18 protein-coding genes are annotated in these 20,583 nt (G+C 70.8%); 4 read left to right on the forward strand and 14 right to left on the reverse strand.

The window, feature by feature from the left end; translation table 11 throughout:
• Positions 1–17 precede the first annotated feature (17 nt).
• Positions 18–2,264, reverse strand: a complete 2,247-nt coding sequence (locus tag LQK93_RS01525) for a polyribonucleotide nucleotidyltransferase (protein WP_374969819.1) — start codon at positions 2,262–2,264, stop codon at positions 18–20.
• A 168-nt stretch (positions 2,265–2,432) separates the two neighbouring features.
• The gene (gene rpsO / locus LQK93_RS01530; protein ID WP_020142650.1) at positions 2,433–2,702 is read right to left on the reverse strand and encodes a 30S ribosomal protein S15; all 270 of its coding nucleotides are present in this window, start codon (positions 2,700–2,702) and stop codon (positions 2,433–2,435) included.
• 239 nt (positions 2,703–2,941) lie between these two features.
• Here rpsO and LQK93_RS01535 point away from each other — a divergent pair, with 239 nt between their 5' ends.
• On the forward strand, positions 2,942–3,100 hold the full coding sequence (locus LQK93_RS01535; protein WP_374969820.1) for a DUF6131 family protein: 159 nt from the start codon (positions 2,942–2,944) through the stop codon (positions 3,098–3,100).
• A gap of 141 nt (positions 3,101–3,241) precedes the next feature.
• Here the strand turns inward: LQK93_RS01535 and lpdA are convergent, their stop codons facing one another.
• Positions 3,242–4,639 (reverse strand): dihydrolipoyl dehydrogenase, encoded by a 1,398-nt coding sequence (gene lpdA / locus LQK93_RS01540; RefSeq protein WP_374969821.1) that lies wholly within the window; start codon positions 4,637–4,639, stop codon positions 3,242–3,244.
• Positions 4,640–4,815: 176 nt separating this feature from the next.
• Between lpdA and LQK93_RS01545 the strand changes: the two genes are divergently transcribed.
• Both LQK93_RS01545 and mctP read left to right on the forward strand, forming a co-directional pair.
• Positions 4,816–5,130, forward strand: a complete 315-nt coding sequence (locus tag LQK93_RS01545) for a DUF3311 domain-containing protein (RefSeq protein ID WP_374969822.1) — start codon at positions 4,816–4,818, stop codon at positions 5,128–5,130.
• On the forward strand, positions 5,127–6,812 hold the full coding sequence (mctP, locus tag LQK93_RS01550; RefSeq protein WP_374969824.1) for a monocarboxylate uptake permease MctP: 1,686 nt from the start codon (positions 5,127–5,129) through the stop codon (positions 6,810–6,812). Before LQK93_RS01545 ends, mctP begins: the two co-directional genes overlap by 4 nt.
• A gap of 161 nt (positions 6,813–6,973) precedes the next feature.
• Here the strand turns inward: mctP and LQK93_RS01555 are convergent, their stop codons facing one another.
• The 8 genes from LQK93_RS01555 to LQK93_RS01590 all read right to left on the reverse strand — a co-directional run bounded on the left by LQK93_RS01555 (position 6,974) and on the right by LQK93_RS01590 (position 13,938).
• Complete coding sequence (locus tag LQK93_RS01555; protein ID WP_374969825.1) at positions 6,974–8,110, reverse strand: aromatic acid exporter family protein; 1,137 nt, start codon at positions 8,108–8,110, stop codon at positions 6,974–6,976.
• Between the two features lie 66 nt (positions 8,111–8,176).
• On the reverse strand, positions 8,177–10,216 hold the full coding sequence (gene mrdA / locus LQK93_RS01560; protein WP_374969826.1) for a penicillin-binding protein 2: 2,040 nt from the start codon (positions 10,214–10,216) through the stop codon (positions 8,177–8,179).
• Positions 10,213–10,713, reverse strand: coding sequence for a rod shape-determining protein MreD (locus LQK93_RS01565; protein WP_374969827.1), 501 nt, complete (start codon positions 10,711–10,713; stop codon positions 10,213–10,215). Before LQK93_RS01565 ends, mrdA begins: the two co-directional genes overlap by 4 nt.
• The gene (mreC, locus tag LQK93_RS01570; protein ID WP_374969828.1) at positions 10,710–11,576 is read right to left on the reverse strand and encodes a rod shape-determining protein MreC; all 867 of its coding nucleotides are present in this window, start codon (positions 11,574–11,576) and stop codon (positions 10,710–10,712) included. The genes LQK93_RS01565 and mreC overlap by 4 nt, the downstream gene beginning before the upstream one ends.
• A gap of 4 nt (positions 11,577–11,580) precedes the next feature.
• Entirely contained in the window at positions 11,581–12,615 is a 1,035-nt protein-coding gene (locus LQK93_RS01575) for a rod shape-determining protein (protein ID WP_374969829.1), read from the reverse strand.
• Between the two features lie 18 nt (positions 12,616–12,633).
• Positions 12,634–13,062, reverse strand: a complete 429-nt coding sequence (gene ndk / locus LQK93_RS01580) for a nucleoside-diphosphate kinase (RefSeq protein WP_374969830.1) — start codon at positions 13,060–13,062, stop codon at positions 12,634–12,636.
• A gap of 20 nt (positions 13,063–13,082) precedes the next feature.
• Positions 13,083–13,478, reverse strand: a complete 396-nt coding sequence (locus LQK93_RS01585; protein WP_374969831.1) for a DUF4233 domain-containing protein — start codon at positions 13,476–13,478, stop codon at positions 13,083–13,085.
• A gap of 13 nt (positions 13,479–13,491) precedes the next feature.
• Positions 13,492–13,938 (reverse strand): hypothetical protein, encoded by a 447-nt coding sequence (locus tag LQK93_RS01590; protein WP_374969832.1) that lies wholly within the window; start codon positions 13,936–13,938, stop codon positions 13,492–13,494.
• A 242-nt stretch (positions 13,939–14,180) separates the two neighbouring features.
• Here LQK93_RS01590 and LQK93_RS01595 point away from each other — a divergent pair, with 242 nt between their 5' ends.
• Positions 14,181–15,107, forward strand: coding sequence for a TIGR03560 family F420-dependent LLM class oxidoreductase (locus LQK93_RS01595; protein WP_374969833.1), 927 nt, complete (start codon positions 14,181–14,183; stop codon positions 15,105–15,107).
• Between the two features lie 64 nt (positions 15,108–15,171).
• Here the strand turns inward: LQK93_RS01595 and LQK93_RS01600 are convergent, their stop codons facing one another.
• From LQK93_RS01600 to ileS, 3 genes are read right to left on the reverse strand one after another with little or no spacing between them, the layout of a single operon-like run.
• Entirely contained in the window at positions 15,172–16,563 is a 1,392-nt protein-coding gene (locus LQK93_RS01600) for a bifunctional folylpolyglutamate synthase/dihydrofolate synthase (protein ID WP_374969834.1), read from the reverse strand.
• Positions 16,560–17,147, reverse strand: coding sequence for a GNAT family N-acetyltransferase (locus LQK93_RS01605; protein ID WP_374969835.1), 588 nt, complete (start codon positions 17,145–17,147; stop codon positions 16,560–16,562). The genes LQK93_RS01600 and LQK93_RS01605 overlap by 4 nt, the downstream gene beginning before the upstream one ends.
• A complete protein-coding gene (gene ileS / locus LQK93_RS01610; protein ID WP_374969836.1) occupies positions 17,144–20,431 on the reverse strand; it encodes an isoleucine--tRNA ligase in 3,288 nt (1,095 codons plus the stop codon). The genes LQK93_RS01605 and ileS overlap by 4 nt, the downstream gene beginning before the upstream one ends.
• Positions 20,432–20,583 lie beyond the last annotated feature (152 nt).

Genomic DNA, 20,583 nt, shown 5'->3' on the forward strand with positions numbered 1-20,583 from the left:
CCTGATTGCCGGACGGGTCAGGCCTCGGCAGGAGCCTCGGTCGAGCCAGTGTCACCGGCCTCGGCGCCCTGGTCGCCCTGGCCCTCGGGGAGGACCGCGGCCAGGCTCAGCTTGCCGCGCGGGTCGATCTCCTTGAGCTCGACCTGGATCTTCTGGCCGATCTTGACGACGTCGTCGACGTTGTCGATCCGCTTGCCGCCGACGAGCTTGCGCACCTCGGAGATGTGCAGCAGGCCGTCCTTGCCGGGCAGCAGCGAGACGAACGCGCCGAACGTCGTCGTCTTGACCACGGTGCCGAGGAAGCGCTCGCCGACCTCGGGCATCGTCGGGTTCGCGATGGCGTTGATCGCCGCGCGAGCCGCCTCAGCCGAGGGTCCGTCGACCGCACCGATGAACACGGTGCCGTCGTCCTCGATCGAGATGTCGGCGCCCGTCTCGTCCTGGATCTGGTTGATCATCTTGCCCTTCGGGCCGATGACCTCACCGATCTTGTCGACGGGGACCTTCACGGTGATGATGCGCGGGGCGTACGGGCTCATCTCGTCGGGCGCGTCGATGGCCTCGGCCATGACGTCGAGGATGTGCAGTCGCGCCTCACGGGCCTGGGTCAGCGCGCCGGCGAGGACCGACGCGGGGATGCCGTCGAGCTTCGTGTCGAGCTGGATGGCCGTGACGAACTCCTTGGTGCCGGCGACCTTGAAGTCCATGTCGCCGAAGGCGTCCTCGGCGCCGAGGATGTCGGTGAGCGCGGCGTACTGCGTCTGCCCGTCGACGGTGTCGGAGACGAGACCCATCGCGATGCCGGCGACGGAGGCGCGCAGCGGCACACCGGCGTTGAGCAGCGACATCGTGGAGGCACAGACCGAACCCATGGACGTCGAGCCGTTGGAGCCGAGCGCCTCGGACACCTGGCGGATCGCGTACGGGAACTCCTCGCGGGTCGGCAGCACCGGCACGAGCGCACGCTCGGCCAGGGCGCCGTGACCGATCTCGCGGCGCTTCGGCGAACCGACGCGGCCGGTCTCACCGGTGCTGTAGGGCGGGAAGTTGTAGTTGTGCATGTAGCGCTTGCGCGTCACCGGCGAGAGGGTGTCGAGCTGCTGCTCCATCTTGAGCATGTTGAGCGTGGTGACACCCATGATCTGGGTCTCTCCGCGCTCGAAGATGGCCGAGCCGTGCGTGCGCGGCAGGACCTCGACCTCGGCACCGAGGGCGCGGATGTCGGCAAGGCCACGGCCGTCGATGCGGACCTTGTCGCGCAGGATGCGCTGGCGGATCAGCTTCTTCTGCACCGCGCGGAAGGCTGCGGAGATCTCCTTCTCGCGGCCGGCGAACTGCTCGGCGAGCTGGGCCTTGACGCTCTCCTTGATGGCGTCGAGGCGCTCCTCGCGCTCCTGCTTGCCGGCGATGGTCAGGGCTGCGGCCGTCTCGTCGGACACGGCGGCCTCGACCGCGGCGTAGACGTCGTCCTGGTAGTCGAGGAAGATCGGGAAGTCCTGGACCGGCTTGGCGGCCTGGGCAGCGAGCTGGGCCTGGGCCTCGCACAGCTGCTTGATGAACTTCTTGGAGGCCTCGAGGCCCTCGGCCACGACCTCCTCGGTCGGCGCCTGCTTGCCCTGGTTCTTGACCAGGTCCCACGTCGACTCGGTGGACTCGGCCTCGACCATCATGATGGCGACGTCGTCACCGACGACGCGACCGGCGACGACCATGTCGAAGACCGAGCGCTCGATGTCGGAGAAGTTCGGGAAGGCGACCCACTGGCCGTCGATGAGCGAGACGCGCACGCCACCGATCGGGCCCGAGAAGGGCAGGCCGGAGATCTGCGTCGAGGCGCTGGCCGCGTTGATGGCGAGCACGTCGTACATGTGGTCGGGGTTCAGCGAGAACACCGAGATGACGACCTGGACCTCGTTGCGCAGGCCCTTCTTGAAGGTCGGGCGCAGCGGGCGGTCGATGAGGCGGCAGGTGAGGATCGCCTCGGTGGACGGGCGGCCCTCACGACGGAAGAAGCTTCCCGGGATCTTGCCGATGGCATACATCCGCTCCTCGACGTCGACCGTCAGGGGGAAGAAGTCGAACTGGTCCTTCGGCTGCTTGCCGGCGGTCGTCGTCGACAGCAGCACCGTCTCGTCGTCGAGGTAGGCCGTGACCGCGCCGCCGGCCTGCTTGGCCAGGCGGCCGGTCTCGAATCGGACCGTGCGGGTGCCGAAGCTGCCGTTGTCGATGACGGCCTCGGCGAAGGTGATGTCTGGACCCTCCATGTGGGCCCTCGCTTTCTTTTTCTCATGTGCCCCGCACATCGTCGTTGTGTGCGTGGTTTCTTCTTCGGGCCGGGTGGCCCTGGTGCGGCGGCCGACGGGGCGTCGGACGCCGCCACCTATGACGAAAGGCGGTCTCCGCAGACGCGGTGACCGCCTTTCGTCAGGAACTCATCGACGCAGGCCGAGTCGCTTGATCAGCGAACGGTAGCGCTCGATGTCGGTGGCCTCGAGGTAGCGCAGCATGCGCTTGCGCCGGCCGACCAGCAGGAGGAGACCACGACGGCTGTGGTGGTCGTGCTTGTGGGCCCGAGCGTGCTCGGTGAGGTCCTTGATGCGCTGCGTCAGCATCGCGATCTGGACCTCGGGAGAGCCGGTGTCGCCCTCGACCGTGGCGTACTCGGTCATGATCTGCTTCTTCACGTCAGCGTCCAAAGGCATGGATGACCGACTCCTTCTCATTCTCGTTGCGCGGTGCTCCAGGGCAGGTCCACCTGGGCGCTGTGTGTCCGCGGCCGCTCTACGGCGTCTCCCAGCGTAACAGCGGGCGGGGGGCCGCCATAATCGGCACGTCGAACCGGTGTGACCGTTTCGTGACCGGTGCGTGCGTTCGGTGCCGGTCGTCTGCGGGTACGTAGATGCTTGCTCGGGAACCCCACTTGAAGGAGCTAGGCGACACCATGATCATTCTCGGCATCATCCTGCTGGTCATCGGACTGCTGGTGAAGTCACTCAGCATCCTCGTCACGATCGGCGCCATCCTCCTGGTCATCGGCATCGTGCTCTACGTGCTCGGCGCCACGGGTCGCGCCATCGGCGGCCGGAAGCACTGGTACTGACCGGTCGCACCACCAGCCTGAGGTAGACGCCCCCGCGGACTCCGCGGGGGCGTCTAGCTGTCTTCAGGCGTGTGCCGGAAGACGACGGATGCCGTCCGCTCGAGGTGAGCGGACGGCATACGTCGTCTGGGCGGCGGGCGCTCAGAGGTTTATCATGTGCCCCGCGATGCCCTCGATGGCTTCCTTCACAGCCTCGCTCAGCGTCGGGTGGGCGAAGACGTTGCGGGCGACCTCGTCGGCGGTGAGGTCCCACTGCTGGGCCAGGGTCAGCGCCGGCAGCAGCTCGGTCACCTCGGGGCCGATCAGGTGGGCGCCGAGCAGCTCGTTGTGCTCGGCGTCGGCGACGATCTTGACGAAGCCGACGCCCTCGGCCATGCCGCGCGCCTTGCCGTTGGCCGAGAAGGGGAAGCTGGCGGTCTTGACGTCGTAGCCCTTCTCCTTGGCCTGCGCCTCGGTGTAGCCGAACGAGGCGATCTGAGGCTGGCAGAAGGTCGCCCGCGGGATCATGTCGAAGTTGAGCTCCATCGTCTCGGCGTCGGCGATGGTCTCGGCGGCGACGACGCCCATGGCCTCGGCGGTGTGCGCCAGCATCAGCTTGGCCGTGACGTCACCGATGGCGAAGACGTTGGGCACACTCGTGCGGCCGCGGCCGTCGACGGCAATGGCACCGCGCTCGGTCATCTGCAGGCCCAGCGACTCGAGGCCGTAGCCCTCGGTGCGCGGGGCGAAGCCGAAGGCCGCGAGGAACTTGTCCGCCTCGAGGACGGTCTCGTCTCCCCCGGCGGCCGGGGCCACCGTGACGCGCACGCCCGAGCCGGTGTCCTCGACGTTCTTGACGGCGGTGGACAGCAGGACCTTGACGCCGAGCTTCTTGTACTGGCGCAGCAGCTCCTTGGACACGTCAGGGTCCTCGGTCGGGACCATGCGGTCGAGGAACTCGACGATGGTGACGTCGACGCCGAAGTTCTTCATGACGTAGGCGAACTCGACACCGATGGCACCCGACCCGCCGATGATGATCGACCCGGGCAGGTCGGCGTCGAGGATCTGCTCCTCGTAGGTCACGACGTTGTCGCTGACCTGCATGCCGGGCAGCATCCGCACCTGGGCGCCGGTGCCGATGATGAGGTGGTCGAAGGTGACCGAGCGCTGGGAACCGTCGTTGAGCTCGACCTCCATCGAGGTGGCCGACGTGATGGTGCCCCAGCCGTCGATCTCCTCGATCTTGTTCTTCTTCATGAGGTAGTGGACGCCCTTGGCGCTGGCGTCGGCCACCGAGCGGCTGCGCGAGTGCGTCGGCCCGTAGGACATCGTGGCCTCGCCCTCGATGCCGAAGGTCTTCTTCTCGTGCGTGATGATGTGCGCGATCTCCGCGTTGCGCAGCAGCGCCTTGCTCGGGATGCAGCCGACGTTGAGGCAGACGCCGCCCCAGTACTGCTTCTCGACCACGGCGACCTTCTTGCCGAGCTGCGACGCGCGGATCGCCGCGACGTAGCCACCAGGACCGGCACCGAGCACAACAAGATCGAAATCAGCCATACGCGACAGCCTATCCGGGCGCAGGAACGAGCCCGCACGCCGGTCGCCCGCACATCACGATCTGAACCTCACTTCAGATTGTGCTGTGTCGCAGTCCACAACCTCCCCTGCAGCGGGAGTAAGTTTCGGCGTCGCACGGCCGAACTTCTCCGGCCCGACCAACGGAGGTCACCAGCGTGAGTACCACTCCGCACCGCCACCAGGCGCCGCCGGCGAACAAGGGCCTGCTCGCCCTTGCCGTCGTGCTCCTGGCCATCCCCATCATCGCCCTCCTGCTCGTGGGCACGTACGCCAAGGACGAGCCTCGCGTCGCAGGCTTCCCCTTCTTCATCTGGTACCAGTTCGTCTGGGTCGTCCTCTGCTCGGCGCTGACCTACTCGGCGTACCGCATCGTGCTCAAGGCCCGCCCGCACGTGCCGATGAACCCCGAGGGTGACGAGTTCCTCGACGACGGCACCCGTCCCGACTCCCGAGAGGACGGCATCCGATGACCGCAGCCGCACCCGCTCTCAGCACCGCCTCGGGCAACACCGGCGGCGTCAACGTCGTCGCTCTCACCGTCCTGATCTTCTTCTTCGTCGTCGTCGCAGGCGCCGGCTTCTGGGCCGCACGCTGGCGGCGGCCCGCCAGCATGGAGAGCCTCGAGGAGTGGGGCCTCGGCGGCAGGTCCTTCGGCACGTGGATCACGTGGTTCCTGCTCGGCGGCGACCTCTACACCGCCTACACGTTCGTCGCGGTGCCGGCCGCGATGTTCTCGGCCGGTGCGGTCAGCGGCTTCTTCGCCGTGCCGTACACGATCATCCTCTACCCGATCATCTTCATCTTCATGTCGCGCATGTGGTCGGTCTCGCACCGCCACGGCTACGTGACCCCGGCCGACTTCGTCCAGGGCCGCTCCGGTTCGCGCGGACTCACGCTGGCCGTCGCTGTGACCGGGTTCCTCGCCACGATGCCGTACATCGCCCTGCAGCTCGTCGGCATCCAGGCGGTCCTCGAGGTCGCGGGCGTCGGCGGTGGCAGCAACTGGCTGGCCAACGACCTGCCGCTCTTCATCGCGTTCCTCGTCCTCGCGCTCTACACCTACACCTCGGGGCTGCGCGCGCCGGCGATCATCGCGTTCGTCAAGGACATCCTGATCTACATCGTCATCATCGTGGCGGTCATCTACCTGCCCTCGAAGGTCGGCGGCTGGGGCCACGTCTTCGACGCGGCGCAGGGCAAGATGGCCAAGACCAACCCCGCGACGGGCAAGCCCACCGGAGTCTTCATCCCCGGCCCCAACCAGTACTGGGCCTACGCGACGCTCGCCCTCGGGTCGGCGATGGCGCTGTTCATGTACCCGCACTCGATCACGGCGACGCTCTCGGCGAAGAGCCGCAACACGATCCGCAAGAACGCCTCGATCCTGCCGGCCTACTCCTTCCTGCTCGGCCTGCTGGCCCTGCTCGGCTGGGTGGCCATCGCCGCCGGCACCAAGCCGATCGGGTTGAACGGCAAGCCGAACCCGCAGCTCGTCGTGCCGCAGCTCTTCGAGGACTTCTTCCCCTCGTGGTTCGCCGGCGTGGCCTTCGCCGCGATCGCGATCGGCGCCCTCGTGCCGGCCGCCATCATGTCGATCGCCGCGGCCAACACGTTCACTCGCAACATCTACAAGGCGTGGATCAAGCCGGATGCCACGGTGCAGCAGGAGGCGAAGGTCAGCAAGATCACCTCGCTGGTCGTCAAGGCGTTCGCGCTCGTCTTCGTGCTCACCCTGGACAAGCAGAACGCCATCAACTTCCAGCTGCTCGGCGGCATCTGGATCCTCCAGACGTTCCCGTCGGTGGTGTTCTACCTCTACACGCGCTGGTTCCACCGTCGCGCCCTGCTCATCGGCTGGGCGGTCGGCATGGTCTACGGCACGTGGACGGCCTACGGCGTGGCCAGCCCCCAGACGCCGCACTTCGGCGGCTCGATCGCCAACATGCCGGTCGTCGGGCAGCTCGGCTACATCGCAGTGACGGCGTTCGTCCTCAACGTCGTCGTGGCCGCGGTGCTCACGTTCGTGTTCCGGGCCCTCAAGGTCGACGAGGGACGGGACGAGACCATCCCGGCCGACTACTTCGCCGACGCGGGCGACCCGCGCGTCGAGAAGGTGCCGGTCGGGGCGCACGAGTACACCCCGTCCGCGTAGTCGCGCCTCCCACAGGTCACCGAGCACGTATGCCGCAGGGCCGGGTCCGCACGGACCCGGCCCTGCGGGCGTCCGGACTCGAGCGAACGCGCGCCCGTCCACTCCCGCTCCGGTCCTCCGTCGACTGAGGCGGGTCGCCCCCTCGACGGTGGGCTGGAGGGTCAGGGTCGACGCTCGCGCTCGGGCGGCAGGGCGGCGATCGCGGCGTCGACGTCGAGGCCGGTGACCTGCAGCAGGTCGACGACGAGGGACCGGACCTGGGCCAGCAGGGTCTCGGTCGCCAGGCTCGGCGTGCGAGGGACCCGCCCCGTCGCCGCCGCCACCTCGAGCAGCGCCGGGCGACCGACCTCCGGCGAGGCGTTCTCGGAGAGGGCCTGGGCGATGACGTCGGTGGCCGCCGCGAGGTCGAGCAGCAGCTGCTCGTAGCCCGGGGGCATCGGCTCGCCACGGCTCACGGCGATGGTGACCCGGCGGACCAGCACCCGGGTGCTGCGCATCGCCCGGTCGAGGGGCTCGACGAGGTCGGCCATCCTGCGGACACCCGGCGCGTGGTGCCGCTTGAACGGCGAGGACGTGAGCACCGAGAGACCCTCGTCGGCGGCCGACCGCAGCTCGCGCAGCAGCGACTCGGTGGCGCGCGCCGACGCCAGCACCTCGGCGGCCGCCTCGACGTCGCCGTCGTGCGCGCTGGCCGCCGCGCGCCGCAGCAGCTCGGCAATCTTGCGCACGACCTCCGCCGCCGCCACGCGAGGCCGCCGCAGCGGCGCCTGCGGCACCACCGTCGCGGCGACGAGCGCGATTCCACCGCCGATGAGGGCGTCGGTCCATCGGTTGAAGGCCTGGCCGGGGCTCGCCACCAGCGCCACGATGACGACGCTCTGGACGGCCGCCTGCGTGACGATGACGCGGCTGCCGTCGAGCAGTGTGGCGAGTGCCATCGCCGCCAGCACCACGACCCCGATCTGCCAGGGCCCGCTGCCGAACAGGTGCACGAAGATGTCTGCGGTCAAGACGCCGACCGCGACGCCGATGGCTACCTCGAAGACCCGCCGCAGTCGTTGGCCGTAGGACATGCCGAGGCAGACGACGGCGACGATGGGTGCGAAGAACGGCGAGCGGTGGTGGAAGACGTCGGTCGCCAACCACCAGGCGACCCCCGCCGCGACGGCGCACTGGACGAGCAGGAAGACCTGGGAGCGCAGCCGCTCCAGGCGGCTCCGTGCGCTGAGCCGGCTCCTGTCCCAGGCGCGGTCGATCACTTCGGTGACAGGTGCGTCGCTGCGCAGGTGGTCGTCCACCCTCACGCCTCTCGGTCGGTGCGGTCCGTCTCCCCGACGGCCAGGTCGGCGGGCAGCGGGTGTGGGCTAGAGGCCCAGGGCAAGGATGGCATCGAAGATCTGCCGGACGGCAGGGGCGGCCACCTTCGAGCCTGAGCCGCCCTGCCCGACGACGACCACGACGGCATACTTCGGTTTCGTCGTCGGCCCGTAGCCGGCGAACCACGCCGTCGCCTGCTTGCCGAAGACCTCCCCGGTGCCGGTCTTGCCGGCCACCGGGTAGCGGTCCTGTGGGAAGCCCTTGAACGCGGTGCCGGCCGAGCCGCCGGGTCGCGTGACGTCGGCGAGCGCCGCGCGGACGTAGGCGGCCACGTCGGGCCGGAGCGGGACCGTCGCGAGTCGCTTCGGCGCGATGTGCGTCGTGGCGCCGGTGGACGTCCGGAGGGCGGCGGCCACCTGCGGCTGCCACAGCGTGCCGCCGTTCGCGATGGCGGCGTAGACCCCGGCCATCTGCAGGATGGTCACCGCCGTGTCGCCCTGGCCGATCGAGAGGTTCACGGCGTCGCCCGCGCGGTACTGGTAGCCGGCAGTGCAGTTCTCGACCGCGAGACGCTTGAGGTAGTCGGCTCGCGGCCGGTCGCTGCGCGCGAGCTCGGGATAGCCGGTCCTCGCGCGCCTGCACGTCTCGTCGCGGGTGTCGAGCCAGTACTGCTCCTTCCACACCCGGTCGGGAACGCGGCCGCTGGTCTCCCCCGGCAGGTCGACCCCGGTCCTCCGGCCGAGCCCGAACGCCTTGGCCATCGAGACGAACGGGTCGGCGGCGGAGACCCGCGCCGCGAGGCCGCCCTGCCCGAGCCACGCGGCATATGCCAGCCGGTAGAAGACGGTGTCGCAGGAGACGACGAGGGTCTTGTGCAGGTCGATGGGGCCGAAGCCCCGCGACTCGTAGTTGTTGAAGACGTGGCCGCCGATCGTCACGTTCGGCGAGCAGTCGAAGGTGCCGTGGAGGTCGGCGCCGGCGTTGACGGCGGCCGGCACCGAGATGACCTTGAAGGTCGAGGCGGGCGGGAACGTCTCGCTCGTCAGTCTCGAGCGCAGGGGTGTGCCCTGCCGGGCGTCGGTGAGCCGAGCCAGGTCGGCGCTGCTGATGCCGCCGGCGAAGAGCGACGGGTCGTAGGCGGGGTAGCTGGCAGCGGCCACCACCGCTCCGTCGGTCACGTCGACGACGACGGCGGCGCCGGTGTCGGCAGGCAGCCTCTGGGCTCGGGCGGAGCCCACTGCCCGGGCCAGCGCTGCCTCGGTGCGGGCCTGCAGCCGTGCGTCGAGGTGCGTCACGACATCGCGGCCGGGAACGGCGGGCGTGGTGCTGACGGTGTCGGTCACGATGCCGCGCGGGTCGATGGCGACGACGGTGGCGCCGTTGGTGCCGCGCAGCACGTCGTCGTACTGGGCCTCCAGGCCTGCCCGGCCCACGACGTCCTCGGCGTCGACCCGGCCCTTGCCGGCCGTCACGTCGTCGGCCGAGGCGGGCCCGACCCAGCCGAGCAGGTGCGGGGCGAGGGCGCCGACGGGCTCGGGGTAGTCGCGGACCGGCTCGGTGGCGACCCCCACCCCGGGGAACTTCTCCGGCTGCTCGAGCAGGGTCAGGGCCCGGCGTGGGTCCACGCCGGTGGCGACCGGGATCGGGACGTACGGCGAGCCGTTGAAGCAGGCCGGCGCCGGCGGCGAGCCGGCGGTCCCGCACAGCTTCGTCTTGCCCCAGAGCCGCTCGAAGGGCAGGCCCAGCGCCGCCGCGACACGGGTGACGAGGTCTCTCCCACCGTCCGCGGCGTCGACCAGGACCGAGCGCTGCACCGTCACGACGGTGTCGGAGGAGTTGCCGACGAGCGGTCTGCCGCTGCGGTCGAGGATGCGACCGCGCAGGGCGTGGTCGGTGACGGTCCGGGTGTTGACGGTGACGGCCGCACGCGCCAGCTCGGGGCCCTGCACGAGCTGCAGCTGCCCGAGCCGGCCGAGGAGCAGCCCGAAGAGCGTCACGAGCAGCACGAGCACCGTGCCGGTGACGCCGACGGAGGAGCGCCTCGGTCGACGCCGCCGTCGCGGCCCGGTGCTGCGCAGGGCCCTCACCCGAGTCTCCGGCGCACGAGCGCCCGGTCGAGCGCGAGGAGTGCCGGCAGGAGGACGGCTCCCGCGACCATCGTCGCCGCCAGCCCCCGCGCTCCGTCGAGCAGCTCGAGCTCGCCGTCGGCGAGCACCGCGGCGGCGGCGTGCGCCGCGAGCACGACGACCGCCGCCACGAGCAGCGCGGCCAACGGGCGCAGGGCCGAGCGGGACCCGGGGTTGCGGAAGCACCCCGCGGCCAGGCCGGCGAGCATCACGACGAGCGCGGTCAGGCCCAGCGGATGGCCGACGGGTGGTACGAGCTCGACGACCCAGCCGGCGGCCAGTCCGTTGAGGCCGCCGTGGACCGGCCCTCTCAGCACCGCCGTGGCCACGACACCCACCAGGACGAGGTCGGGCACCGCGCCGGGAGGCACACCGAGTCGCGGCAGCACCGTGGCGACGAGCAGCGCGGAGACGACGACGTATGCCGTCCGCAGCAGTCCCAGCAGCGTCGGCCTCACCGGGTCCCTCCCGTCGCGGGGCCGACAGCGGTGCGGCTCGAGGAGCCGGTCGACGTCGCGGGCCGGGGAGCGGACCGCGCCACGGGGACCACGACCGCGACGACGTCGATCGCGTCCGGGTCGATGGCGGGGCGCACCGTCGCCGTGCGCGAGGCCTGGCCCCGGTCCGGGTCCACGTCGGTCACGGTGCCGACGACGATGCCGGCGGCATACGGCGTGTCGTCGACGCTGCCGAGCGTGCGCACGAGGTCCCCGACGACCGGCGTCGCCGGCTGGACGAAGGAGAGCCGGAGCGACCCGCGCGGGCGCGCCTCGGAGTCCCCGGGCGCCGGTGGTGCCACGGTGCCGAGCGTGCCCGCCGGCCCGACGCGGACTCCCACCACCGAGCCTGCGCTGCCGAGCACCTGCACGTCACTGGTCCACGGCGAGACCGCCACGACCCGACCGACGAGGCCGTCGGCGGCCACCACCGTCGAGTCGGCGCGCACCCCGTCGCGCGAGCCGACGTCGAGCGTCACGCTGCGACCGCCCAGCGGACTCACCTCGGTGGCGACCACACGCGCAGACACCACGGTGCGCGAGGCAGCGGGCGCCGAGCGCAGCAGCGCGTCGAGACGGCCGAGCTCGTCGAGGCGGTGCTGCTGCTCGGCGACCACTGCGGACAACCGGGCGTTCTCGCGCTCGGCGACGGCCAGGCCGTCGTCGGGCGCACCGGACAGGACCCGCTGCACCGGGCCGAGGACGAGCCCGCCCGCGCGGCGGACCCCGTCGGCCAGGCCCCAGCCGGCCGCGTCGGCGCCGAGGAGCACGAGGGTCAGCGAGGCGAGGACGACGAGCAGGCGGCGGCGGACGGTGGACGGCATACGGCTAGGGGCGGTGGTCCCCGACGAGCAGGCGCTCGAGGCTCGCGAAGTCGTCGACGCATCGGCCGGCGCCGCGAGCGACGGCCCGCAGCGGGTCCTCGGCCACCCGGACCGGCACCCCGAGCTCGTGGCGCATCCGTTCGTCCAGGCCGCGCAGCAGGGCTCCGCCCCCGGTGAGGGTGATGCCGCGGTCGAGGATGTCGCCGGCCAGCTCGGGCGGGCACACGTCGAGGGTGGCGCGGACCAGCTCGATGATCTGGAGCACGGGTCCCTCGATGGCGCGCCGCACCTCCACCGAGCCGACCTGGACCGTCTTGGGCAGCCCCGTGGCGAGGTCACGGCCACGCAGGCGGGTGGTGAGCTCCTCGCGGAGCGGGAAGACCGAGCCCACGGCCACCTTGAGGTCCTCGGCGCTGCGCTCGCCGAGGAGGAGGGAGTACTCGCTCTTGACGTGGCTGACGAGCGCCTCGTCGATCTCGTCCCCGGCGACGCGCAGCGACCGCGACGTGACGATGCCTCCGAGGCTGATCACAGCGACATCGGTGGTCCCCCCGCCGATGTCGACCACCATGCTCGCGGCTGTCTCGTGGACCGGCAGCCCAGCGCCGATGGCGGCGGCCATGGGCTCCTCGACCATGTAGACGCGTCGGGCTCCGCACCGGGTCGCGGCGTCCTCGAGCGCGCGGCGCTCCACCCCCGTCACCTCGCTGGGGACGCACAGCACCATGCGGGGTCGGACGAGCCGGGAGGTGCGCACCTGGTCGATGAACCAGCGCAGCATGCGCTCGGTCTCGTCGGCGTCGGAGACGACGCCGTCGCGCAGGGGTCGCACCGCCCGGATGGTGCCCGGCGCGCGGCCGAGCATCTCCTTGGCGCGCGTCCCGGCTGCGACCAGGCGACCCGACCCGACCTCGACCGCGACGACGGAGGGCTCCTCGACGACCACCCCGCGGCCACGCACGTGGATGAGGGTGTTGGCGGTGCCGAGGTCGACCGCCAGGTCACGCCCCGGCGGGCGCAGCCGGGGTCGCGGGGTCATGCCGAGATTGTGCCCCGATCAGGCCGCCAGATCGGGGAACCAGATGCCGATCTCGCGCGTGGCGGACTCGTGCGAGTCGGAACCGTGCACGATGTTCTGCTGGACCTTGGTGCCCCAGTCGCGGCCGAGGTCGCCGCGGATGGTGCCGGGAGCCGCGTCGGTGGGGTTGGTGGCGCCGGCGAGGTTGCGGAAGCCCTTGACGCAGTCCTGGCCCTCGATGACGACCGCGGTCACCGGTCCCGAGCTCATGAACTCGACCAGCGGCTCGTAGAAGGGCTTGCCCTCGTGCTCGGCGTAGTGGGCGGCGAGCTGCTCGCGCGTGGGCGTCAGGATCGACAGGCCCACGAGGCGGTAGCCCTTGGCCTCGATGCGGCGCAGCACCTCACCGGTGAGGCCGCGGGAGAAACCGTCGGGCTTGACGAGGACGAGAGAGCGTTCGGTGGTCACGCGGCAACCCTATCGGCCGGTCACTCCTGCGCGGCCGCGGCTTCGCGTCGGGCCATCTCGGCGTCGATCGGGGCGCCCTTGACGAGGCAGGTGACCCACAGGGCGAGGAAGAAGAGGCCGACGACGAACATCATCGGGACGACGAGGCCGCTGACCAGGGCGAGGGCCTGGACGACCCAGCCGAGGGTCACGCCCCACGGGCGCCGCATCAGACCCGCCGCCACGATGCAGAGAGCGCCGAGACCGAACCCGACGAGCAGGTATGCCGTGCTCGCCCCGCTCCCCCCGTCGGTCGCCGCCAGGGCGCGCGCCACCAGCGCACCGAGGAGGATGCAGATGGACTGGCCGCCGAGGACGGTCGCCAGCATCCGGAAGGTGAACTTACCGGTGCGGCCGTAGAAGACGAGAGATCGCATGTGATGGCCTGCCTCAGTAGTCCTGCGTGGTGTCCCAGGTCCGGATGATCGCGGTCGCCTCCGAGTCGCTCGCGCCGGTCGCCTCGGCGTACAGCGTCGTGGCGTCGTCCTGGCGGCCGGCGAGGATGAGCTCGCTGATGCGGGCCCGGGCCTCCCTGGTGAGCCGGCCCTCGGTGAAGGACGCGGCTGCATCGCGCACGCCCGGTCCCCGGCCGGGCACGAACCAGCCGTCCACGGCGCGCTTGGCGTCTGCCAACGGTGCCCCGGTGGCCTCGCGGTAGATCTTGATGGCGTTGATCGTGTGCCCCGCGCTGATCTCGCGGCTGATGCGCGCCCGCACGGTGTCGGTCAGGCCCACGAGCTCGCGGTCCGGGTCCTTGCGTCCCATCACCCGTCCCCAGACGACGACGGCCACCACGACGACGACGAGGATGAGGACGAGCTTCACCAAGGGGTGCATGGGTGCCAGCCTACGGGCGTCGCCCCGGCTCACCTGACCGGCCGGGTGCACCCGTGCGCACGGGTAGCCGGGTCTGGTGGCCACCGTCGGCTCGGCGCGGCTGCCGACCGGCGCGTACGCCGGCACTAGCCTTCGCTGGTCCGTGCACCCGCGTCACCCGAGCACGACCGTCACCGCGCCTCCGAGCGTGCCCTGACGTCCCGTGACCTTCCCTGACCTTCCCTGACCTTCCAGGAGGAACCATGCTTCTCGGCCTTCAGCTCATGCCGACCCACCCGAGCGAGCACGGCAACCACGCCGACACCCTGCTCGCCGTGGTCCGAGCCTGCGAGGAGGCGGGCCTGGACTCGGTGTGGATGGCCGATCACTTCATGTTCGTCGACGAGGAGAACCCCGACGCGGAGGTGCCGATCCTCGAGTGCTTCGTCACCCTGGGCGCCATGGCGGCCGTGACCGAGCGCATCCGCATCGGACAGCTCGTCGTCGGTGCGCCCTACCGCAACCCGGCACTGCTGGCCAAGGCATGCACCACGCTCGACGTCCTCAGCCACGGGCGCAGCATCATCGGTCTCGGCGCGGCGTGGCACGAGCCGGAGTTCACCGCCTACGGGTGGCCGTTCCCGCCGCTGCGCGAGCGCTTCGAGATGCTCGAGGAGGCCGTCCAGGTGGTCGATCGGATGCTGACGCAGCGTCCGGCCAGCTTCGCCGGCAGGCACTACACCGTCAGCCAGGCGTACAACGACCCGCGCCCGGTGCAGCGGCCGCGGCCGCCCGTCCTCATCGGCGGCAGCGGCGAGAAGGTGACGCTCCGTCTGGTTGCCGCGCATGCCGACATGTGCAACGTCGCCGGCGACCCCGCCGAGGTCGAGCGGCTCTTCGGCGTCCTCGCGGCGCACTGCGAGGACGTGGGCCGCCCGTTCGAGGAGATCACCCGCTGCAACCACGTCTCGATCCTCGTCGCCGCGGACGAGGACGAGCTGGCCGCCAAGCGGGAGCGGCACCCGGACTTCACCGGCATCGCCGGCACGCCGGACACGGTCGTGGACCGGCTGCGGGAGTATGCGGCCGCAGGATCCCAGTACGTCACCTTCACCCTGCCGGACCCGGACGACCTCGAGGCGATCCACCTCATCGGGAAGGCCGTCGTGCCGGCCGTCGCGCACGTCTGAGCTGGTGGCAGCACGGGCTGCAGCGGCAGCCGGCCGGTGGCGCTTGCCACCGGCCGGCTGCGTCTCACACGTCGGTGAGCCCCAGGAGCATGCGGACCTCGGCGGCCGTGATCACCGAGCCGGTCGCGATGACCCCGGCGCCCATGCCGTCGGACTCTGCGAGCGTCACGGCCTGCTCCAGCGCGTCGGGCAGGTCGCGCACCACGGTGACGCGGGACTCGCCGAAGACCTCCACCGCCAGCGCCCCCAGCTCGTCGGGGCGCATCGCACGGGGCGAGGAGCTGCGGGTGATGACGACGTGGTCGAGCACGGGTTCGAGGACCTCGAGCATCCCGGTCGCGTCCTTGTCGGCCACGATCCCGATCAGGCCCACCAGCCGGGTGAAGGCGAAGGACTCCTCCAGGGCGGCCACGAGCGAGCGGGCACCGTGCGGGTTGTGGGCGGCGTCGACGAGGACCGTCGGCGAGCGGCGCACGACCTCCAGTCGCCCCGGCGAGGTCATCGCCGCGCAGGCTGCGGTGAGGACCTCGGCGGCGATGGGGTGCTCACCGCCCCCGAGGAAGGACTCGACGGCTGCGACGGCGGTGGCGAGGTTGCCTGCCTGGTGCGCGCCGTGGAGCGGGAGGAAGAGGTCGGCATACTCCCCCGCCAGCCCGCGCAGGGAGACCTGCTGGCCGCCGATGGCCACCTCGCGTGCGAGGACGCCGAAGTCGTTGCCCTCGAAGACGATCCGTGATCCGCCCACCTCCTCGACACGGTCCAGCAGGACGCGTGCGACGTCCTCGTGCTGGACGCCGGAGACGGTGACCGAGTCGGCCTTGATGATGCCGCTCTTCTCCTCGGCGATCGACACGACGTCGTTGCCGAGCAGGTTGGTGTGGTCGAGGTCGACGGGTGTGATCACGGCCACCTGCGCGTCGATGACGTTGGTCGCGTCCCAGGAGCCACCGAGGCCCACCTCGATGATGGCCACGTCGACGGGGGCGTCGGCGAAGGCCGCGTAGGCGACCGCGACGAGCACCTCGAAGAAGTTCATCCGGCGGCCCCCGGACTCGAGCGAGCGAGCGTCCACGAGCTCGACCAGGGGTGCGATCTCCTCGTAGGCGGCGATGAACTTCTCGCGCGGGATCGGCTTGCCCGACAGGGTGATCCGCTCACGGATGTCGTGCAGGTGGGGCGAGGTGAACCGTCCGGTCGACAGCCCGGCCTCGCGCAGGATGGAGTCGATCATCCGGCTGGTCGAGGTCTTGCCGTTGGTGCCGGTGAGGTGGATCGAGGGGTAGCTGCGCTGCGGGTCACCGGCCAGCTCCATGACGGCGCGGATGCGTCCAAGGGACGGGCCGATGTCGTTCTCGGGGGCGCGGGCGAGGATCTCCTCCTCGATCTCGCGCATCCGCTTCATCTCCTCGAGGTTGCGCGCCGCCTCGACGGCGGCAGCATCGGGTCGACCGTTCATGCCCGGTCCCCTCCGTTCAGGTCGCGGGCCATCCACACGCTCTCGGGCAGCCCCGAGCCCGGCGTCTCGCGATGGGTCTCGACGAACCCGTGCCTGGCGTAGAAGCGGGCCGCCTGCTGGTTGCCCTCGAGGTAGGACAGGGTGATGCGTGCGTGCTCGGTCTCGACCGCACGCCGGACCACCGCCTCGAGCAGGCGCGAGCCGATGCCGTTGCCGTGGTGGCCAGGCAGGACGTAGAGCTTCCACAGCACGAAGGCGTCGTCCTGGTGGCCGTACGTCGCGACCCCGACGACCTCGTCGCCCTCGACGGCGACCAGGGTGCGGCCCTTGCGGATGGAGTCGGTGACGACGTCGCTCGTCCACCACTTGGCCAGGCCCATGGCGACGTACTCGGGCCCGGCGATGGGCTCGTAGGTGGCCAGCCAGGTGCGGTGCCCGACGGCCAGCACCCCGGCGAGGTCGTCACCGACCGCGCCGCGCACCACCACCTCCTCGGTGCCTGCAGCGGTCGCTGTCGTCTCGTGCTCGGGGGTCGTGCTCACGTCGGCGGCCTCCAGCTCGTCCTCGCGGTTCGTGGCGCTCATCGCTTCGCCACCAGGATGATCGCCCGGTGGTTGTCGCCGACGACCACGTCGGTCGGCGTGCCGGGTAGCCCGGCGGGAAGTGCGTGCTCGAGCCCGGCGGACGCGAACTGCTCCGCCAGGGTCTCGCGGACGATCAGGTCTCGGTGGGTGACCGTGGCCTCGAAGACCTCGGGGCCGCCCTGCACCGTCAGGCTGATGCGGTCGCTGACGTGCAGGCCCGCGTCACGACGTGCCTGCTGGACCGCCCGGACGAGGTCGCGGGCCACGCCCTCCGAGGCGAGCTCGGGGGTGACGGCGGTGTCGAGCACGACGAAGCCCCCGGACGGGAGCATGGCCGTGGCCCCCGCGCCTGCGGCCTCACCCGCGACGACCGTCTCGAGCGTGTACTCGCCCTCGACGAGGGCGAGTCCGCCGGCCGTGACGGTGCCGTCGGGCCCGACCGACCAGTCGCCCGACTTGCTGCCCTTGATCGCCAGCTGGACGTCACGGCCGAGGCGCGGGCCGGCCGCGCGGGCGTTGACCGTGAGTCGCTGGCTGACCCCGAAGTCCGCCTCGCTCGCGGTGGAGACGTCGACGAGCGCGAGCGCCTTGACGTTGAGCTCGTCCGAGATGATGCCGCGGAAGGGCTCCAGGCTCTCGGGCCGGCTCGTGACCACGGTGAGCCCGGCGAGCGGCAGGCGCGCGCGCAGGCCCCGGGCCTTGCGCAGGCTGGAGCCCGTCGAGGCGATCTCGCGGGCGCGGTCCATCGCCTCCACGAGCTCGTGGTCGGCCGGCAGGTCCTCCACAGTCGGGTAGTCGGTCAGGTGCACGGAGCGTCCACCCGTCAGCCCGCGCCAGATCTCCTCCGTCACGAGCGGCAGCAGGGGCGCGACGGCCCGGGTGACCGTCTCGAGCGCCGTCCACAGGGTGTCGAACGCGGCGAAGGACTCCTCGCTCTCGCCTCCCCAGAAGCGGTCGCGGGAGCGGCGGATGTACCAGTTCGTCAGCACGTCGAGGAAGCCGCGCATCGTGTCGCACGCGGCGGCGATCTCGTAGGCGTCGAGCTGCCCGGTCATGTCGCCGACGAACTCGCGCAGCTTGGCGAGCAGGTAGCGGTCGAGCACGTTCGAGGAGGTCGTGGAGCGCTTCGCGTCGTAGCCCTCCCCGCCCCGCGCGGTGTTGGCGTAGAGCGAGAAGAAGGACCACGCGTTCCACAGCGGGATCATCACCTGGCGCACGCCGTCGCGGATGCCCTGCTCCGTGACGATGAGGTTGCCGCCACGCAGGATCGGGCTGCTCATGAGGAACCAGCGCATGGCGTCGGCGCCGTCGCGGTCGAACACCTCGGAGACGTCCGGGTAGTTGCGCAGCGACTTGCTCATCTTCTGCCCGTCCGAGCCCAGCACGATGCCGTGGCTGAGGCACGTCTCGAAGGCGGGGCGGTCGAAGAGCGCCGTGGCGAGGATGTGCATCGTGTAGAACCAGCCGCGGGTCTGCCCGATGTACTCGACGATGAAGTCACCGGGGAAGTGGTGCTCGAACCAGTCGGCGTTCTCGAAGGGATAGTGCACCTGGGCGAAGCTCATCGACCCGGAGTCGAACCAGACGTCGAGGACGTCCTCGACGCGGCGCATGGTCGAGCGCCCCGACGGGTCGTCGGGGTTGGGCCGCGTGAGGCTGTCGATGAACGGCCGGTGCAGGTCCTCGACCGCGACGCCGAAGTCGCGCTCGAGCTCCTCGAAGGAGCCGTAGACGTCGACGCGCGGGAACTCCGGGTTGTCCGACTTCCACACCGGGATCGGGCTGCCCCAGAAGCGGTTGCGCGAGATGGACCAGTCGCGGGCGTTGGCCAGCCACTTGCCGAACTGGCCGTCCTTGATGTGCGAGGGCGTCCACTCGATCTGCTGGTTGAGCTCGAGCATCCGCTCCTTGATCTTGGTGACCTCGACGAACCACGACGAGACCGCCATGTAGATGAGCGGTTCGCGGCAGCGCCAGCAGTGCGGGTAGCTGTGGTCGTAGGTCTCGCGGCGCAGCAGCACCGTGCCGGGCGTCACCGAGCCGGCCTCACCCTCACCGCGGGTGGCCGCCTTGAGGTGGTCGATGATGTGGGCGTTGGCGTCGAAGACGTGCATGCCCTCGTAGTCGGTGACCGGCCAGAGGAAGCGGCCGTCGGGGCCGACGGGCACGACCGGCTCGATGCCGGCGGCGTCGGTGACGATCTTGTCCTCCTCGCCGAAGGCGCCGGCGGTGTGGACGAGCCCGGTGCCGTCCTCGGTGGTGACGAACTCGGCCGGGAAGACGCGGTGGGCGCGCGCGTGCCCGACGTAGTAGGAGAACGGGGGCGTGAACGCCCGCCCGACCAGGTCGCTGCCCTTGAGCCGCTCGACGACCCGCTCGTCGAGCGTGGCCGGGTCGACGTCCGCGCCGAAGAGGTCCTTGGCGTATGCCGCGAGGCGGGCTTCGCCGATGACGTAGCGCTCCGTCGTGCCGGTGACGTCGGACTCGACGACGACGTAGTCGATGTCGGGGCCGACCATGATGCCGAGGTTGGCCGGCAGGGTCCACGGCGTCGTCGTCCAGACGAGCGCGAGCTCGCCGGTCTCGAGCCGCAGACCGATGGTGACGGCCGGATCCTGGCGCATCTTGTAGACGTCGTCGTCCATGCGCAGCTCGTGGTTGGACAGCGGCGTCTGGTCGTTCCAGCAGTAGGGCAGCACGCGGAAGCCCTCGTAGACCAGGCCCTTGTCGTGGAGCTGCTTGAACGCCCAGATGACCGACTCCATGTAGTCGGGCTCGAGCGTCTTGTAGTCGTGGTCGAAGTCGACCCAGCGGGCCTGGCGGGTGACGTAGTCGCGCCACTCGCTGGTGTACTTCAGCACCGACTGTCGGCAGGCGTCGTTGAACTTGTCGATGCCCAGCTCGAGGATGTCCTGCTTGGTCTTGAGGCCGAGCAGGCGCTGTGCCTCGAGCTCGGCAGGCAGGCCGTGGGTGTCCCAGCCGAAGCGGCGCTCGACGCGCCGGCCGCGCATCGTCTGGTAGCGCGGGACGATGTCCTTGACGTAGCCGGTGAGCAGGTGGCCGTAGTGCGGCAGGCCGTTGGCGAAGGGCGGACCGTCGTAGAAGACGAACTCGTTCTCGCCGTCGGTGCCGGCGTCACGGCCCTCGACGGACGCCAGGAAGGTGCCGTCCTCGTCCCAGTACTTCAGCACCCGCTGCTCGATCTCGGGGAAGCGCGGGTTGGACGGCACGCCCGCCGCGGACTGGGCGGCGTCGTCGTTCGTGGTGACCTTGGGATAGGTCATGCTCGTGGTCTCCTGCGTTCGCGTCTGTTGGTCACTCGCCTGCACGAGGACGACGTCTCCTGCCGGAGGTTGCCGCGGTACCACCCCGTTTGCCGTACGCACGCGCCCCAGGGGGCTGACGGCATACGACCTCTCTTGTCCGAGGCTGTGAC

Source organism: Terrabacter sp. BE26 (assembly GCF_041941675.1).
Lineage (GTDB): Bacteria > Actinomycetota > Actinomycetes > Actinomycetales > Dermatophilaceae > Terrabacter.

Excerpts from the sequence above, each read along its gene's own strand:
- LQK93_RS01525 (WP_374969819.1), bottom strand. The coding sequence starts at position 2,264 with ATGGAGGGTCCAGACATCACCTTCGCCGAGGCCGTCATCGACAACGGC.
- rpsO (WP_020142650.1), bottom strand. The coding sequence starts at position 2,702 with ATGCCTTTGGACGCTGACGTGAAGAAGCAGATCATGACCGAGTACGCC.
- LQK93_RS01535 (WP_374969820.1), top strand. The coding sequence starts at position 2,942 with ATGATCATTCTCGGCATCATCCTGCTGGTCATCGGACTGCTGGTGAAG.
- lpdA (WP_374969821.1), bottom strand. The coding sequence starts at position 4,639 with ATGGCTGATTTCGATCTTGTTGTGCTCGGTGCCGGTCCTGGTGGCTAC.
- mctP (WP_374969824.1), top strand. The coding sequence starts at position 5,127 with ATGACCGCAGCCGCACCCGCTCTCAGCACCGCCTCGGGCAACACCGGC.
- mreC (WP_374969828.1), bottom strand. The coding sequence starts at position 11,576 with ATGCCGTCCACCGTCCGCCGCCGCCTGCTCGTCGTCCTCGCCTCGCTG.
- LQK93_RS01575 (WP_374969829.1), bottom strand. The coding sequence starts at position 12,615 with ATGACCCCGCGACCCCGGCTGCGCCCGCCGGGGCGTGACCTGGCGGTC.
- LQK93_RS01585 (WP_374969831.1), bottom strand. The coding sequence starts at position 13,478 with ATGCGATCTCTCGTCTTCTACGGCCGCACCGGTAAGTTCACCTTCCGG.
- LQK93_RS01590 (WP_374969832.1), bottom strand. The coding sequence starts at position 13,938 with ATGCACCCCTTGGTGAAGCTCGTCCTCATCCTCGTCGTCGTCGTGGTG.
- LQK93_RS01595 (WP_374969833.1), top strand. The coding sequence starts at position 14,181 with ATGCTTCTCGGCCTTCAGCTCATGCCGACCCACCCGAGCGAGCACGGC.
- LQK93_RS01600 (WP_374969834.1), bottom strand. The coding sequence starts at position 16,563 with ATGAACGGTCGACCCGATGCTGCCGCCGTCGAGGCGGCGCGCAACCTC.
- LQK93_RS01605 (WP_374969835.1), bottom strand. The coding sequence starts at position 17,147 with ATGAGCGCCACGAACCGCGAGGACGAGCTGGAGGCCGCCGACGTGAGC.
- ileS (WP_374969836.1), bottom strand. The coding sequence starts at position 20,431 with ATGACCTATCCCAAGGTCACCACGAACGACGACGCCGCCCAGTCCGCG.